Source organism: Pseudogracilibacillus sp. ICA-222130 (genome assembly GCF_037892545.1).
Lineage (GTDB): Bacteria > Bacillota > Bacilli > Bacillales > Amphibacillaceae > Pseudogracilibacillus.
The window spans coordinates 73,060-90,435 of sequence record NZ_JBBKBG010000003.1 but is presented as its reverse complement, the minus strand read 5'-3'; the positions used below and the strand labels follow the sequence as shown (position 1 = coordinate 90,435).

Annotated in this window: 14 protein-coding genes; all 14 read left to right on the top strand. The window is 34.8% G+C overall.

Going from position 1 to position 17,376, the window contains the following annotated elements:
- The first annotated feature begins 10 nt into the window (after positions 1-10).
- The 14 genes from rseP (at position 11) to WKT09_RS02995 (ending at position 17,344) form a co-directional block, all read left to right on the top strand.
- Positions 11-1,270, top strand: a complete 1,260-nt coding sequence (rseP, locus tag WKT09_RS03060; protein WP_340414625.1) for an RIP metalloprotease RseP — start codon at positions 11-13, stop codon at positions 1,268-1,270.
- A 144-nt stretch (positions 1,271-1,414) separates the two neighbouring features.
- Complete coding sequence (locus WKT09_RS03055) at positions 1,415-5,707, top strand: PolC-type DNA polymerase III (protein ID WP_340414624.1); 4,293 nt, start codon at positions 1,415-1,417, stop codon at positions 5,705-5,707.
- Positions 5,708-5,937: 230 nt separating this feature from the next.
- Positions 5,938-6,408, top strand: coding sequence for a ribosome maturation factor RimP (rimP, locus tag WKT09_RS03050; protein ID WP_340414623.1), 471 nt, complete (start codon positions 5,938-5,940; stop codon positions 6,406-6,408).
- Between the two features lie 14 nt (positions 6,409-6,422).
- The gene (gene nusA, locus WKT09_RS03045; protein WP_340414622.1) at positions 6,423-7,544 is read left to right on the top strand and encodes a transcription termination factor NusA; all 1,122 of its coding nucleotides are present in this window, start codon (positions 6,423-6,425) and stop codon (positions 7,542-7,544) included.
- Between the two features lie 20 nt (positions 7,545-7,564).
- Positions 7,565-7,831, top strand: a complete 267-nt coding sequence (gene rnpM / locus WKT09_RS03040) for an RNase P modulator RnpM (protein ID WP_340414621.1) — start codon at positions 7,565-7,567, stop codon at positions 7,829-7,831.
- Positions 7,832-7,835: 4 nt separating this feature from the next.
- Positions 7,836-8,135 (top strand): YlxQ family RNA-binding protein, encoded by a 300-nt coding sequence (locus WKT09_RS03035; RefSeq protein WP_340414620.1) that lies wholly within the window; start codon positions 7,836-7,838, stop codon positions 8,133-8,135.
- A gap of 20 nt (positions 8,136-8,155) precedes the next feature.
- Positions 8,156-10,225, top strand: coding sequence for a translation initiation factor IF-2 (infB, locus tag WKT09_RS03030; protein WP_340414619.1), 2,070 nt, complete (start codon positions 8,156-8,158; stop codon positions 10,223-10,225).
- Positions 10,225-10,503, top strand: coding sequence for a DUF503 domain-containing protein (locus WKT09_RS03025; protein ID WP_340414618.1), 279 nt, complete (start codon positions 10,225-10,227; stop codon positions 10,501-10,503). Before infB ends, WKT09_RS03025 begins: the two co-directional genes overlap by 1 nt.
- A 174-nt stretch (positions 10,504-10,677) precedes the next feature.
- A complete protein-coding gene (gene rbfA / locus WKT09_RS03020) occupies positions 10,678-11,022 on the top strand; it encodes a 30S ribosome-binding factor RbfA (protein WP_340414617.1) in 345 nt (114 codons plus the stop codon).
- Positions 11,023-11,172: 150 nt separating this feature from the next.
- Positions 11,173-12,075, top strand: coding sequence for a tRNA pseudouridine(55) synthase TruB (gene truB / locus WKT09_RS03015; protein ID WP_340414616.1), 903 nt, complete (start codon positions 11,173-11,175; stop codon positions 12,073-12,075).
- Between the two features lie 8 nt (positions 12,076-12,083).
- Positions 12,084-13,022 carry a bifunctional riboflavin kinase/FAD synthetase gene (locus WKT09_RS03010; protein WP_340414615.1) on the top strand — a complete coding sequence of 313 codons (939 nt, stop codon included), beginning with the start codon at positions 12,084-12,086 and terminating at the stop codon, positions 13,020-13,022.
- 125 nt (positions 13,023-13,147) lie between these two features.
- Positions 13,148-13,417, top strand: a complete 270-nt coding sequence (gene rpsO, locus WKT09_RS03005) for a 30S ribosomal protein S15 (RefSeq protein WP_336265686.1) — start codon at positions 13,148-13,150, stop codon at positions 13,415-13,417.
- Positions 13,418-13,543: 126 nt separating this feature from the next.
- Positions 13,544-15,661, top strand: coding sequence for a polyribonucleotide nucleotidyltransferase (gene pnp / locus WKT09_RS03000; RefSeq protein ID WP_340414614.1), 2,118 nt, complete (start codon positions 13,544-13,546; stop codon positions 15,659-15,661).
- Between the two features lie 462 nt (positions 15,662-16,123).
- Positions 16,124-17,344 (top strand): M16 family metallopeptidase, encoded by a 1,221-nt coding sequence (locus tag WKT09_RS02995; protein ID WP_340414613.1) that lies wholly within the window; start codon positions 16,124-16,126, stop codon positions 17,342-17,344.
- Positions 17,345-17,376 lie beyond the last annotated feature (32 nt).

Here is a 17,376-nt window from a genome sequence, read left to right as displayed (position 1 = left end):
AGTGTTTCGTTTGACGACGGTTATCGCGTTTATTTTCATGTTCGGATTATTAGTTTCTGTGCATGAGTGGGGTCATTTAATTTTTGCAAAACGTGCTGGTATGTTAGCACGAGAATTTGCAATAGGATTTGGACCGAAGATTTTTTCAATGACAAAGAATGAAACGTTGTATACGGTTCGGTTATTACCTATTGGTGGATATGTTCGAGTTGCCGGTGATGACCCAGAAATTATTGAGTTAAAACCTGGACATCATATTGGATTAGAGTTTAATGATGAGGGTAAAGTGAAACAGATTATTGTAAATAATAAAGATAAACATCCAAATGCACATTTAATTGAAGTGGAATCGATTGACTTGGATCATGAGTTGTATATCGCTGGATATGAAATAGGCGATGAAACGACCGTGCACCGTTTTGAAGTAGATAGAAATGCATTTTTCATTATGGATGAAAGGGAAACTCAGATAGCCCCTTTTGATCGCCAATTTGCTTCTAAAACAGTTGGGCAAAGAGCGATGCAATTGTTTGCCGGGCCAATGATGAACTTTATTTTGGCGATAGTTTTATTCATTATTTTAGGGCTTGTTCAAGGAGTACCGACAGATCGTGCATTAATTGGTGAAGTAGAACCGGATAGTCGGGCTGAAGCAGCTGGATTGTTAGCTGGTGATGAAGTCATTGCAATTGAAGGTAATAAAATTGAAAAATGGACAGAGTTTACGGCAACAGTACAGGAAAATCCTGAAATAGCTTTAGATTTTACGATTCTTCGGGATGGAAAAGAGACAGACCTTACGGTTACCCCGAAAGAGTTACAAGTGGAAGAAGAAACAATTGGACAAGTCGGTGTAAAATTAGCATTTGAAAAATCGTTTATCGGTACATTCAAATACGGGTTTACCCAAACGTATGAAACGACGAAACTCATTATAACTAATTTAGCGATGCTTGTAACAGGGCAACTATCACTTGATATGTTATCAGGTCCAGTAGGAATTTATGATGCAACAGATCAAGTGGTCCAAACAGGGTTTATGAACTTTATAATGTGGACGGCGATGTTAAGTATTAATTTAGGAATCATTAATTTAGTCCCATTACCTGCCCTTGATGGGGGAAGATTGCTATTTGTAGGGATTGAAGCGGTACGAGGGAAACCTATTGATCCTCAAAAAGAAGGATTTGTACATGTCATTGGTTTTGCGCTTCTAATGTTATTAATGCTTGTCGTTACATGGAACGATATTCAACGATTATTTTTATAAAAGGGAAAAAGTTGGGATAGTTACACTGTTTATAAGTATAAACAATTACTCTCCCAATTTTTTTGCGTGTGTGAATCTATTAAAACTATGGTACAATTTATATTTAATAAAATATTGTACGAATAATTACTGGAGGAATGGTTCATGGATTTAACAAAACGAAAAAAGATGGAAATATTGCTCGAACAATTAAAACTTCCAGAAAATATCGTGGATGAATATTTCTCAACAGCAACAATGGAAAAATTAATCGTTCATAAACGTAATAAAAAATGGCATTTTCATTTAAATATTAAAAATGTCCTTCCATTCCATGTATATGAATTATTACATAAAGGATTACAACAAACATTTCATCATATAGCACAAACTGACATGACATTGTATGTAGAAGATACACAATGTCCGGAAACAGAATTACAATTTTATTGGAAAGATTTCATCCGACAAGTGCCGGCATTGTTGCCAACACATATGGAGATGTTTATGCAACAATCGGTCACATTGAAAGATGGAAATCTTGTAACAGAAGTAAAATCAGAGGCAGAAGCAATTTCTTTACAACGAAAATTGCAACCACAATTTCAAATATATGCGGAAAAAATAGGGTTAAAAGCCTATCCACTTTTATTTGAAGTATCAACAACTTCAGATGAATTGGAGCATTTTCGTATGCAGACATATGAAGAAGATCGTCAAAAAGCACAAAATACGATGAAGAAACAACAAGAACAAGTAGATAAAGCTGAAAAGCAACAAGAAGTGACGAGATTACAAATTGGTTATCCGATTAAAGACGAACCAGTACATATGGAAGAAATTATAGAAGAAGAAAAGCGAATAACTGTCCAAGGATATATTTTTAATGTAGAAGTAAGAAAACTACGATCAGGACGAAGTTTATTAATTATTAAAGCGACCGATTATACAGATTCGCTCGAAATAAAAATGTTTTCACGTAATGATGAAGACGAAGAGATGTTCCAAGCCGTACAGTCAGGAATTTGGATAAAAGCACGTGGACGTGTGCAGACAGATATGTATTCAAATGAATTATCGATGATGGCAAACGATGTGGAACAAGTTGATGTGAAAATAAGAATGGACGATGCAGAAGAAGATAAAAAGCGTGTAGAGTTACATGCACATACGACAATGAGTCAATTGGATGCAGTCGTTAGCCCAGGGAGACTAGTAGAACAAGCTGCGAAATGGGGACATAAAGCAATAGCAATTACGGATCATGCGGCCGTGCAAGGATTTCCGGAGGCATATGCAGCAGCGAAGAAACATGGCATCAAAGCAATTTATGGACTAGAGGCAAATATTGTAGATGATGGTGTACCAATTGCATACAACCCACAAGACTTATTGTTACGTGATGAAACCTATGTTGTGTTTGACGTAGAGACAACGGGATTATCTTCTGTTTTCGATACCATTATAGAACTTGCGGGAGTAAAAATTCATAAGGGTGAAATAATCGATCGTTTCGAAAGTTTTGCTAATCCTCACCGTACACTACCGGATAAAATTATTGAAATTACTGGCATTACAGATGATATGCTCGTTGGAGCCCCAGAAGTAGAAGACGTATTAAAGAAATTCCATGCATGGGTTGGGGAAGATACGTTAGTTGCTCATAATGCGACGTTTGATATCGGGTTCTTAAACCAAGGATATAGTAAAATTGGAATTGATCGTATTCGTACTCCTGTCATTGATACATTAGAATTGGCGAGGTTTTTATTGCCAAATATAGGAAACCACCGTTTGAATACATTATGTAAACATTTTAATGTAGAATTAACGAACCATCACCGAGCAATTTATGATGCGGAAGCGACGGGTTATTTATTTTGGAAGTTAGTAGAACAGTTAGCAGAAAAAGAAATTACAAATATGAATCAATTAAATGATCATATGGGAGGCGGCGATAGTTACCAACATGGACGTCCTTCTCATGCTATTTTACTTGCTCGTAATGAGGTAGGTTTAAAGAATTTATATAAATTAGTTTCCCTATCTTTGACAGAATATTTCTATCGTGTACCACGAATTCCTCGTTCCTTATTAGAAAAATTACGTGAAGGGATTTTAGTCGGTTCTGCATGTGATCAAGGAGAAATTTTTGATGCTTGTTTGCAGAAGTCTGTGGAAGAAGTAAAAGATATGGTGCATTTTTACGATTACTTAGAAATACAACCTCCGGAAAATTACGCTCATTTAATTGAAAGAGAATTAGTACAAAACAAGGCACAAATTTTAGAAGTAATTAAAAAAGTGATTCAATTAGGAGAAGAAACAGGAAAAATAGTCGTTGCAACAGGTAATGCACATTATATTGATGAACACGAAAAATTGTATCGAGAAATTTTAATCGCATCACAAAAAGGAAATCCTTTAAATCGTGTTACATTACCAAATACACCTTTTCGAACGACAAATGAAATGCTCGTTCAATTCGAGTTTTTAGGAATGGAAAAAGCGCATGAATTAGTGGTCGATAACAGTCAACAAATAGCAGACATGGTGGAAGATATTGCTCCACTTAAAAAAGATTTATATACGCCCACAATTGAAGGTGCAGAAGAGGAAGTGCGTAATTTAACGTATAAAACAGCTGAAAGTATTTATGGCACTCCACTACCTGAAATTGTGGAAGCACGAATCGAAAAGGAATTAAAAAGTATTATTGGACATGGATTTTCGGTGATTTATTTAATTTCACATAAACTCGTAAAAAAATCATTAATTGACGGTTACTTAGTTGGATCACGAGGTTCTGTTGGATCTTCTTTAGTTGCAACGATGACTGAAATTACAGAAGTGAATCCATTGCCAGCACATTATGTTTGTACAAACTGTCACTATAATGAATTTTTCACAGATGGTTCTTATGCGAGTGGATTTGATTTACCTGATAAAGATTGTCCTAAATGTGCAACATCATTAAAGAAAGATGGGCAAGATATTCCATTTGAAACGTTTTTAGGATTTAAAGGAGATAAAGTGCCGGATATTGATCTAAACTTCTCTGGAGAATATCAACCACATGCACATAATTATACGAAAGAATTATTCGGGGAAGACTATGTATTTCGTGCAGGTACCATTGGAACCATTGCAACTAAGACAGCATATGGTTATGTAAAAGGGTATTCAAGTGATAAAAACATCCATTTTAAAGGTGCGGAAGTAGATAGATTAGTCCAAGGTTGTGAAGGGGTAAAACGAACGACGGGGCAACACCCTGGTGGAATTATCGTTGTGCCGAATGAGATGGAGATTTATGATTTTACCCCCATTCAATTCCCGGCAGATGATCGAAATAGTGAATGGAAAACAACGCATTTTGATTATCGTTCAATTGAAGACAACTTGTTAAAACTTGATATACTAGGGCATGATGACCCGACGGTAATTCGTATGTTACAAGATTTAAGTGGAATAGAACCAAGTACGATTCCGTTAGATGATGAAGAAGTAATGGGTATATTCTCAAGTCCAGCACCATTAGGTGTCACGGCAGAAGACATCGATTGTGCTACAGGAACATTAGGTGTACCAGAATTTGGAACAAGTTTTGTTCGTCAAATGTTAGAAGAAACAAGACCGAGCACCTTTGCGGAACTCGTTATTATTTCTGGATTATCCCACGGTACAGATGTATGGTTAGGAAATGCGCAAGAATTAATTAATAATGGTACATGTGAAATAGGAGATGTAATTGGTTGTCGTGACGATATTATGGTGTATTTAATGCAACAAGGATTAGAAGCATCTTTAGCATTTACCATTATGGAATCTGTCCGTAAAGGAAGAGGATTACGAGATGAATGGGTAGTAGAAATGCAAAAGAACAATGTGCCAGATTGGTATATTGAATCGTGTAAAAAAATAAAATATATGTTCCCAAAAGCACACGCTGCGGCATATGTTTTAATGGCTGTTCGGATTGCATATTTTAAAGTGCATTATCCAATTTATTTTTATGCAGCATATTTCTCTATTCGGGCAGCAGATTTTGAGTTAGATACGATGGTTCGTGGACCTGAAGCATTAAAAAAACGAATTAATGAAATTAAAGAAAAAGGAAACGATGCACCCCCAAAAGAAAGAAGTTTAATGACAGTGCTTGAAGTTGCGTATGAAATGTGGGTGCGTGGTTTTTCATTCCAAAAAGTAGATTTGTATCGTTCTAGTGCTACGGACTTTATTGTGGAAGGAGATAGTTTAATTCCACCGTTTAACGCGGTTGATGGATTAGGAACAAATGCTGCGTTAAATATTGTAAAAGCTCGTGAACAAGGTGAATTCTTATCGAAAGAAGATTTACGTGAACGAAGTAAAATTTCAAAAACCGTTTTACAATATTTAGATTCACATGGATGCTTAGATGGAATGGAAGAAGAAAACCAACTATCACTGTTTTAAAGAAAGATAAGTGGAAATAAAATAATTGTCAACAGTGTATTCCTATGTTATAATGTTAAAAGACTGATGATAACTCGATGTGAAAGAGTGGGGATTCCCACTCTTTCTTCTATACAAAAGACTTTTTTCCCTTGCCCATCTATCTGGCAAGGGTTTTATATTGAATAAGGACACAATGCTGAATAGAACAAAAATCTCATCATAAACTAAGTGATGAAGGAGGAATACATTTGAGTAATGACGTTTTAGCAGAAGTTAAACAAATAATTGAACCTGTTTTAAAGGAAAATGAGTTATCTTTATTTGACATGGAATATGTAAAAGAAGGACAAGACTTTTTCCTACGTATTTATATCGATAAACGTGGTGGTGTAGACTTGAATCTATGTAGCCTCGTTTCAGAACAAGTAAGTGCATTATTAGATGAGCATGATCCGATAAAAGGAGCATATTTTCTTGAAGTAAGTTCACCAGGTGCTGAAAGACCTTTAACTTCAAAAGAAGATTTTCAAAATTATGTTGGTGAACATATTTATGTATCTTTATATGTGCATATCGAAGGTGAAAAAGAGTTTGTCGGTACATTATTAAGTTTTGAAAATGAAATTATTACTATCGAATATCAATTTAAACATCGTAAAAAGCAAGTAGAGATTCCTTATGATAAGGTTGCAAAAGCTAGACTTGCTGTTAAATTATAGAGGGGGATGTAAAAGTGAGCAGTGAGTTGTTCCAAGCGATTAACCTTTTAGAAGAAGAAAAAGGGATCGATAAAGAAGTGTTATTAGAAGCGTTAGAGGCAGCATTAATTTCTGCATACAAGAAGAATTTTAAATCAGCAAACAATGTGTCTGTTTTATTTGATGAAGAAAAAGGTGCAATGGATATTTATGCACAAAAAACAGTGGTAGAAGAAGTAGAAGACGAACAAGAAGAGATTACGTTAGAAGAAGCACGAGAAATTAATTTACAATATAATATTGGAGACATCGTGGAAATTGAAGTAACACCGAAGAACTTTGGTCGTATCGCTGCACAGGCTGCGAAACAAGTAGTTACACAACGTGTAAGGGAAGCGGAAAGAGGTATTATTTTTAGTGAATACCAAGACCGTGAAGATGATGTCATGACAGGGATTATTCAACGTGTAGATCCCAATTATGTATATGTTGATTTAGGAAAAATTGAAGCAAAATTAGCAAAGCAGGAACAAATTGTGACCGAAGAATATCATGTGCATGATCGTATTAAAGTGTATGTCACAAAAGTTGAAAATACGAATAAAGGTCCACAAATTTATATTTCACGTTCACATCCAGGCTTATTAAAACGTTTATTTGAAATGGAAGTACCAGAAATTTATGGTGGAATTGTAGAGGTAAAATCTATTTCTCGTGAGGCTGGGGACCGTTCGAAAATTTCTGTTTACGCTAGTGACGAAGAGATTGATCCAGTCGGTTCTTGTGTTGGACCAAAAGGACAACGAGTACAAGCTGTTGTGGATGAGTTAAATGGGGAGAAAATTGATATTGTGGAATGGTCAGAAGATCCCGTTGTATACGTGTCGAATGCATTAAGTCCATCCAAAGTGTTAAAAGTAATTGTCGATGAAGAAGAAAATTCAACAACAGTTATTGTACCTGATTATCAGTTATCATTAGCAATTGGAAAACGTGGCCAAAATGCACGATTAGCTGCGAAATTAACAGGATGGAAAATCGATATTAAGAGTGAAACAGTGGCACGTGAAGAAGGTTTATTAGGTGACGAAGATACTTTTTTTGACTCGGAAGAAGTAGAGGAAGACGAAGAAGACGATTTTTTACTTGATTTATAATATACAAGGAGGATAATACGATGCGGAAAAACAAAAAAATACCTCAACGAAAATGTATAGTGACACAAGAAATGAAACCGAAACAAGCGATGATTCGTATCGTACGTAATAAAGAAGGCGATGTTTTTATTGATCCGACTGGGAAGCAAAATGGTCGTGGTGCTTATATGACAATAGATGAAACAGTTATTCGTAAGGCTGAAGCGGACCATGTGTTAGAAAAAACATTTCAAGTGAAAATTGATCCAGCAATTTATGAGCAATTATTGGATTTAGTAAAGGATTAGGAACATGAAAAGTAATTATTTGAATCTCGTTGGGTTAGCAAATCGAGCTAGAAAAATAACGACAGGGGAAGAATTGATTATTAAAGATATTCAAGCTGGAAAAGTCGCGTTATTATTAATGGCACAAGATGTTGGCGACCAGACGAAAAAGAAATTACGAGATAAATGCACAACATATGAAGTACCTTATATGGAGGTAGATGACCGATATACGTTAGGTCATGCAATCGGAAAATCCGAGCGTGTTGCTATAGCTATTTTAGATAATGGTTTTGCCAAAAAAATACGCACACTACTTTCATAAATATTTTTGGGGGTGAACGTATGGGTAAAATGAGAGTTTATGAATATGCCAAAAAAAATAATCTTTCAAGTAAAGAAGTTATTGAAAAGTTACAAGGATTGAATATGGAAGTAAGTAACCATATGTCTTCAATTTCTAAGGAAATGAGAGAGAAATTGGATGAAATGTTTCAGAAAAAACAAGCTCCAGTGAAAGAAGCGAAAAAGATGGAAAAGCAAAAAAATGAAACAAAACAAACACAACAAAAAGATAAAAAGAACAAAAAGAAAAAGATAAACAAAAAAGAAAAGCGTCATCAAAAACAAGCACATCAGGAAGTAAAAGTAGAAAAGAAAGAAACACCGGAACATATCGTTTATCATGATACGTTAACAGTAAACGAATTGGCAGAAAAACTAAATAAAGATGTATCAGAAATCATTAAAAAACTAATGTTTTTAGGTGTTATGGCGAATAAAAACCAAGATTTAGATGACGATACGGTTGAATTAATTTGTAGTGATTACAATGTGACCGTCGAAAAAGAAATTATATTAGAAGATACAGACTTTGATAAATATCGAAAAGAAGATAAAGAAAAAGATTTAGTGGAACGTCCTGCTGTCGTAACCATCATGGGGCATGTTGACCATGGTAAAACAACCACATTAGATTCCATTCGCCATTCAAAAGTTACGGATGGAGAGGCCGGTGGAATCACACAGCATATCGGTGCATATCAAGTAGAAGTTAATGATAAAAAGATTACATTTTTAGATACACCAGGACATGAAGCTTTTACAAGCATGCGTTCACGTGGGGCACAAGTAACAGATATCGCAATTTTAGTTGTTGCAGCAGATGATGGGGTCATGCCACAAACGGTAGAAGCATTAAACCACGCAAAAGCGGCAGATGTGCCAATTATTGTTGCGGTCAATAAAATGGACAAAGAAGCAGCAAATCCTGATCGTGTCATGCAAGAATTAACAGAATATGAGTTAATTCCAGAGGATTGGGGAGGAAGCACTATTTTCGTACCAATTTCCGCAAAAAAACGTGAAGGTATCGATGATTTATTAGAAATGATTTTACTCGTTGCTGAAATGGAAGAATTAAAAGCTAATGCGAATAAAGTAGCATTTGGTACCGTAATCGATGCACAGTTAGATAAAGGTCGTGGATCTGTTGCAAGTTTATTAGTGCAAGAAGGTACATTACATGTTGGAGATCCAATTGTTGTAGGAAATACGTACGGAAGAGTTCGTGCTATGGTAAATGACCTTGGTAAACGTATTGAAGAAGCGGGTCCTTCTACACCGGTAGAAATCACTGGCTTAAATGGTGTACCACAAGCTGGAGATCAGTTCCTCGTATTCCGAGATGAGCGTCAAGCACGTCAAATTGGTGAATCTAGACAACAACAACATATTATTGAAAGTCGTGGTTCACAAGCTAAGATTAGTTTAGATGATTTGTTTGAACAAATTAAACAAGGTGAAATGAAAGATCTTAATGTTATTATTAAAGCCGATGTAAACGGATCTGCTGAAGCATTAGCAGCTTCATTACGTAAAATTGAAGTAGAAACAGTAAATATCAATATTATTCATACAGGCGTTGGAGCAATTAATGAATCAGACATCATTTTAGCTTCTGCATCAAATGCGATTGTAATTGGTTTTAACGTTCGTCCAGATGTCAATGCACAAAAAGCGGCAGAATCTGAAAAGGTAGATGTACGCTTACACCGTGTAATATATAAAGCAATTGAAGAAATGGAACAAGCAATGAAAGGATTATTAGATCCAGAGTATGAAGAACAAGTTGTTGGTCAAGCAGAAGTTCGGGAAACATTTAAAGTATCTAAAATTGGAACGATTGCTGGTAGCTTTGTAACAGACGGAAAAATTACACGTAATTCAAGTGTACGAATTATTCGTGATGGTATCGTCTTATTTGAAGGTGAATTATTAGCATTAAAACGTTTTAAAGATGATGTACGTGAAGTAGATGCTGGATACGAATGTGGGATTACGGTGAAAAATTTCAATGATATTAAAACAGGCGATATCATTGAGGCATTTGAAATGGTTGAGATTGAACGATAATGGTCGTCTATGCAGAAATAGAATACATGATTTATGATGTACAATCTCTGAAGGAAAAACGATCGATCGTAAAACGTATAACGAAACGAGTACAAAATGAGTTCAATGTGTCGATTGCAGAAATAGGGTTTGAAGATTTATGGCAACGTACAAAATTAGGTATTGCGACCGTATCGAATGAATATGTACATGCAGAAAAAATGATCCAACAAGTTATACGTTTTATAGATCAAAACCCTGAAGTGGAACGAACAATTACAAATATTTATCCATTATAAATTGCGTATTTGTTCTGATCGTCGGACATATTTATTTTTATGAAAAATTTAAAAGATACCATTTATAATCCTTTTTGTGAATGGTGTACACATTTCTGAATTAGTTTATACTAAAGGATAAATATGGACACGACAAATATATCCCTCACATTCGTGAAGAAAGGGTGATAATAAATGGATAATATGCGCACAAATCGCGTGGCAGAACAAATGAAAAAAGAACTCGGGGAGATTATTAATCAAAAAATTAAAGACCCACGAGTAGGTTTTGTTACCGTAACAGATGTTGATTTAACAAATGACTTACAAATTGCAACCGTATATATTTCTGTATATGGAGACGAGGCTGAAAAAGAGGCGTCTTTAATCGGGCTTTCAAAAGCGAGTGGATTTATTCGTTCGGAAGTTGGTCGTCGTATTCGTTTACGAAAAGTACCTGAGATTTCATTTAAGTTTGATGAAGCTCACGAATATGGAAATCGCATCGATGCAATTTTACGTCAATTAAACAATGATTAATATATAGTTGGATGCGTATGGGGCTGAGGGAATAGCGAGAAAATGTAAATGATAAAGAGAAATAGTATATGGACATTTCTTTTTACTACTATTATTTTTCGACTATTCCTTAGCCTCTTTCTTATTATATGGGAGAAAGGCTGATGCAAGATGCATGGAATAATACCTTTATATAAGCCAAAAGGAATGACGTCTCATGACTGTGTGATGAAAATAAGACGGATGCTACAAACGAAAAAAGTGGGTCATACTGGTACATTAGATCCTTCAGTGGAAGGTGTATTACCGATTTGTGTTGGAGAAGCGACGAAAATTATTCCGTTTTTACTACCTTTACATAAACAATATATTGCAGATGTATATTTAGGAAGAAGCACGACGACAGAAGATGCAGATGGAGAAACGATCGAAGAGGAAATATTAGAATCTGTTCCAACAGAGGAAGAAATTAGACAAGTACTTGCATCATTTACTGGAGAAATTACACAAATACCTCCAATGTATTCTGCAATTAAAGTAAATGGGAAAAAATTATATGAATATGCACGAGAAAATATTGAAATTGACCGTCCAGCACGTAAAGTGATGATTTATAATATAGATTATATACAATCCAATCAAACAATGACCAACCCATTTCGTATAAAAGTAACTTGTTCAAAAGGAACATACATTCGTACGTTATCCGTTGATATTGGGAAAGCATTAGGGTATCCCGCACACATGTCTTTTTTAAAACGGATGGAAACAGATGGATTCCATCTAGACGAAACGATTACATTTGAGGAAATCGAACGGAAAATAGACGAAAACAATATTTCATCCATGCTCTTACCAGTTGAAAAAGCAGTTCGTCATCTATATCATTATAATGTAGATGAAAAAATGAAGGATCGTGTATTACAAGGGCAAAAATTTTCTAAGCCATCAGAAATAAAGACAAACGACCCGTTTGCAATGATGTATGAACAGAAATTATTGGCAATATACGAAATCCATCCAAATCATTCAAATTTAATTAAGCCGGTTCGAGTGTTTAATTTGCATAAGTAGGTGAAAGAATGGAAACGATACAATTAACATATCCTCATAATTTAAAAAAAGAAAAAATAAGTCCATCTGTTGCGGCAATTGGTTTTTTTGATGGCATTCATGAAGGCCATCAAGCGGTAATTCAAACTGCTGTGAAAAAAGCGAAAGCGAAGGAATTAAAAAGTGCGGTGATTACGTTTTTTCCACACCCATCCGTCGTTTTGAAAAAGGGCAAAGAAACAGTTCATTATATAACGACTGTAAAAGAAAAAGAGGCATTTTTGTCTGAATTAGGTGTAGATTATTTATATATTATTACGTTTAATAAAGAACTTTCTCAATTAAGTCCTGCTCAATTTTTAGAGCATTTTATAGAGGGGCTACATATTAAACATCTAGTTGCAGGTTTTGACTATACTTTTGGTCATAAAGGTGCGGGAAATATGGAAAACATCCACACATTTTTACCAGATGATGTAGAAGTGACAGTCATAGATAAAGTGGACTATGCATCCGAAAAGATTAGTTCAACTAATATACGTGCTGCATTAAAAGAAGGCGATGTAGAAAAAGTGCATCAACTATTAGGACGTCCTTATTTTACTTCAGGTGTGGTCGTAGATGGAGATAAACGAGGAAGACAAATAGGTTTTCCAACAGCAAATTTACAAATTGAAGAGGATAAATTACTACCTAAACTAGGGGTATATGGGGTGTATGTGTATGTAGCTGGGAAGAAATATTACGGATTATTGAATTTAGGCGTAAAACCTACATTTCATGATCATTTACCGAAGCCTTCTCCAGAAGTATATATTTTAGATTTTGAAGAAGATATATACGGTGAAATGATTGAGATTGAATGGATAACATTTGTCCGTGAAGAAAGAAAGTTTAACGGGATAGATGAAATTGTTGCACAATTAACAGAAGATGAAAAAAACATCCGAAAATACTTTCAAATTTAAACGATATGCCTTGCTTTTTTATGGGAAAAAAGTTAATCTATAAAAGTAGAACCTCTGCTTGGCAAAATGTATCTCCGACGTTTGCTAGGGAGATGGGGATAATATAGAAATTAGGAGGTGCCAACATGGCTATTTCAAAGGATGTTAAAAATGAAATTATTAACGAATTCAAAGTACACGAAAATGACACTGGATCTCCAGAAGTTCAAATCGCTATTTTAACGAATGAAATTAATAATTTAAACGAACATTTACGTACACATAAAAAAGATCACCATTCACGTCGTGGTTTATTAAAAATGGTTGGTAAGCGTCGTAACTTATTAAACTATTTACGTAAAAAAGACGTTACACGTTACCGTGAAGTGATTCAAAAACTTGGATTACGTAGATAATGTAAGAAGCAGGAGAAATCCTGCTTTTTTTCATAAATGAAATGCACAAAGAAATGAACATAATAATGAAGCGTTACGTAAAGTATAAAATTGTCCTATGTTCATTTGAAAGGGGTACAAATAAAGATGGTAGAAAACAAGCAAGTATTCTCTACTACGATTAATGGAAATAAGTTAACGGTTGAAGTTGGCGAATTGGCAAAACAAGCGAATGGTGCTTGTATGGTACACTATGGAGATACATCTGTATTATCAGTCGCAACAGCTTCTAAAGAGCCAAAAGACTTACCGTTCTTTCCTTTAACAGTAAACTATGAAGAGAAATTATATGCAGTCGGTAAAATTCCTGGAGGATTTATTAAACGTGAAGGTAGACCGAGTGAAAAGGCAATTTTAGCATCACGTTTAATTGACCGTCCAATTCGTCCACTTTTTCCTGAAGGATTCAGAAATGAAGTGCAAGTTATTAGTACAGTGATGAGTGTAGACCAAGATTGTTCATCTGAAATTGCTGCAATGATTGGATCATCTATTGCTTTATCTATTTCAGACATTCCTTTCAACGGACCAATTGCTGGTATTAATGTTGGAATAGTTGATGGGGAATTTATTATTAATCCGTCTATTGAACAGCAAGCGCAAAGTGATTTAGAACTAACAGTTGCTGGAACGAAAGACGAAATAAATATGGTAGAGGCAGGAGCAAATGAAATTTCTGAAGCGACTGTTCTAGATGCCATTATGTTTGCTCATGAAGAAATCGCACGCTTAGTTGCTTTTCAAGAAGAAATCGTGGAGCAAGCAGGAAAAGAAAAGACGGCAATAGAATTATTCGAAATCGATCCAGCAATTAAAGCAGAAGTGGAAACAAAAGCAAAAGAGGCTTTAACAAAAGCAATTCAAGTAGAAGAGAAACATGCACGTGAAGATGCGATTGAACAAGTAAAAGAAGAAACATTAGCACAGTATGAAGAAGCAGAAGAAGATGTAATAAAACATGTGAAATTAACATTAGATAATATGTTAAAAGATGAGGTTCGTCGTTTAATAACGGAAGAAAAAGTACGTCCAGATGGTCGTAAAACAGATGAAATTCGTCCATTATCTTCTCGTGTTGGATTATTACCTCGTACACATGGTTCTGGTCTATTTACACGTGGACAAACTCAAGTATTAAGTGTTTGTACATTAGGGGCACTTGGCGATGTACAAATTTTAGATGGATTAGATTTAGAAGAATCAAAACGTTTTATGCACCATTATAATTTCCCACAATATAGTGTTGGAGAAGTTGGACCAATTCGTGCGCCAGGTCGTCGTGAAATTGGACATGGAGCATTAGGGGAAAGAGCATTAGAAAAAGTAATCCCATCCGAAACAGAGTTTCCATATACGGTCCGAGTCGTATCGGAAGTACTAGAATCAAATGGTTCTTCATCCCAAGCGAGTATTTGTGCTAGTACATTAGCGATGATGGATGCAGGAGTTCCGATTAAAGCACCTGTAGCAGGTATTGCAATGGGATTAGTTAAAACAGGTGATGATTATTCCATTTTATCAGATATCCAAGGTTTAGAAGATGCTTTAGGGGATATGGATTTTAAAGTTGCTGGAACTGAAAAAGGTATTACAGCAATCCAAATGGATATTAAAATTGATGGATTATCGAAGGAAATTTTACAAGAATCATTAGAACAGGCGAAAATTGGTCGTCTTCATATTTTAAACTCCATGTTAGAAACGATTAATGAGCCAAAGTCAAAATTATCACCATATGCACCGAAGATTTTAACGATGCATATTAATCCTGATAAAATTCGTGATGTCATTGGACCAAGTGGAAAACAAATCAATAAGATTATTGAGGAAACTGGCGTGAAGATCGACATCGAACAAGATGGAACAGTATTTATTTCATCGACAGAAGAAGAAATGAATGATCAAGCGAAAAAGATTATTGAAGACTTAGTTCGTGAAGTAGAAGTAGGGCAAATTTACTTAGGAACAGTAAAACGAATCGAAAAATTTGGCGCATTCGTTGAATTGTTTAAAGGAAAAGAAGGATTAGTTCATATTTCACAATTACAAGATAAACGTACGAATAAAGTAGAAGATGTTGTAGATCTTGGTGATAAGATTATGGTTAAGGTTAAAGAAATCGATAACCAAGGCAGAGTTAACTTATCACGTAAGGATGTATTACAAGAAGAACGTGAAAATAAAGAACAATTAAAAACAAAGTAAAAGAAAGAGGCTGGAAATCCAGTTTCTTTTTTTAATGGATTTTACAATAAATGGTGTTGATGGAAAATATCTGTCACCATTTTTTTCTGCATAAAAATAGAAAACAAGTGAATTTCTCTTTACAATTAAAGACGATGAAAATCAAATCTAAGAGGGAGATCATTTGTTTCAATTTAATGAGATAGAGTAACTCTAAACAGTTAAATGTTTAGGCAGTCAATACTCCTATGACAAAGAACTAAAAATAATTATTGAAAAATTCCATGCATCAATCAATAGATTGGCACAATGAGCGCATTTTTGATATGATAAACCGAGTTACATAACGATGTAATAAATAGAGAAAAGAACGTATAATCCGTTATTTTATACATTTTGCGTGAAGAAAGAAACAAATGGAATAAATTTTGGTATGATAGACAAATGTATGGATGATGGACGGTGAACATCGGAGGGGAATTTATGATTGAAACATATACGTGTAAGAACGGTGTACGCATCGTTTTAGAAAATATACCTACTGTACGATCTGTCACGATGGGAGTATGGGTAGCAACAGGATCGAGATATGAGTCCGAAACGAACGGTGGAATTTCACACTTTTTGGAGCATATGTTTTTTAAAGGAACGAAAACAAAAAATGCACAAGAAATAGCCGAAAGTTTTGATGCAATTGGTGGGCAAGTAAATGCTTTTACCTCTAAAGAATATACATGCTATTATGCACGTGTGTTAGACACGTATAAAGTATATGCAATGGAAGTACTTGCTGACATGTTTTTCCATTCTATCTTTCCGGAAGACGAAATAGAACGAGAAAAAAAGGTTATTTTAGAAGAGATTAAAATGTACGAAGATTCACCAGATAGTCATGTGCATGATTTATTAGCAAAAGCAAACTTTGGTAATCATCCTTTAGGTCGTCCAATTATTGGTACAGAAGCTCTTGTTCGTTCATTTACACAAAAATCATTACAAGATTATAGAAGAGAATGTTACGTTCCAGAAAATGTTGTTATTTCCATTGCCGGAAATGTGGATGCTACATTTATTCAGACGGTTGAGCAATTATTTGATCAATTTGAACAACAAACACAACGGATGAAACGAACGAAGCCGACAATGCTATTTGATACGATTGTGAAACATAAAGAAATTGAGCAAGCACATGCTTGTTTTGGGTTTCAAGGGATTGCAGTAGATGATGAACGGATGCCCGCATTAATGGTGTTAAATAGTGCCTTAGGGAATGGGATGAGTTCTAGATTGTTCCAGGAGGTTCGTGAAAAGCGTGGTTTAGCTTATTCAGTCTTTTCTTATCACTCTTCCTATTTAGATAGTGGGGTTTTAGGAATTTATGCTGGAACGAATAAAGAGCAACTTCCACTATTAGAAGAGACAATTACTGATATGATTGAAGATATAAAGAAAAATGGTTTAACGGAAAAAGAATTTCATAATAAGAAAGAACAGTTAAAAGGAAATTTAGTATTAGGTTCAGAGAGTACGAATAGTAGAATGAGTCGAAATGGAAGAAATGAATTATTATTAAAAAAACATCGAACATTAGACGAATCATTAAAAGAAATTGATCAAGTAGACCATACGATGATTTATGAATTGATTGAACATATTTTCACTGGAAAATATTCAAAAGCTGTTATTATGTCAGAAACGAAATAATAAATAGTATGGACGATACAGGATGTGCCTTA

Coding starts and splice junctions, on each gene's coding strand:
- WKT09_RS03055 (WP_340414624.1), top strand. CDS start 1,415: ATGGATTTAACAAAACGAAAAAAGATGGAAATATTGCTCGAACAATTA.
- rnpM (WP_340414621.1), top strand. CDS start 7,565: ATGCGGAAAAACAAAAAAATACCTCAACGAAAATGTATAGTGACACAA.
- WKT09_RS02995 (WP_340414613.1), top strand. CDS start 16,124: ATGATTGAAACATATACGTGTAAGAACGGTGTACGCATCGTTTTAGAA.
- WKT09_RS03025 (WP_340414618.1), top strand. CDS start 10,225: ATGGTCGTCTATGCAGAAATAGAATACATGATTTATGATGTACAATCT.
- infB (WP_340414619.1), top strand. CDS start 8,156: ATGGGTAAAATGAGAGTTTATGAATATGCCAAAAAAAATAATCTTTCA.
- rbfA (WP_340414617.1), top strand. CDS start 10,678: ATGGATAATATGCGCACAAATCGCGTGGCAGAACAAATGAAAAAAGAA.
- rpsO (WP_336265686.1), top strand. CDS start 13,148: ATGGCTATTTCAAAGGATGTTAAAAATGAAATTATTAACGAATTCAAA.
- pnp (WP_340414614.1), top strand. CDS start 13,544: ATGGTAGAAAACAAGCAAGTATTCTCTACTACGATTAATGGAAATAAG.
- WKT09_RS03010 (WP_340414615.1), top strand. CDS start 12,084: ATGGAAACGATACAATTAACATATCCTCATAATTTAAAAAAAGAAAAA.
- truB (WP_340414616.1), top strand. CDS start 11,173: ATGCATGGAATAATACCTTTATATAAGCCAAAAGGAATGACGTCTCAT.
- WKT09_RS03035 (WP_340414620.1), top strand. CDS start 7,836: ATGAAAAGTAATTATTTGAATCTCGTTGGGTTAGCAAATCGAGCTAGA.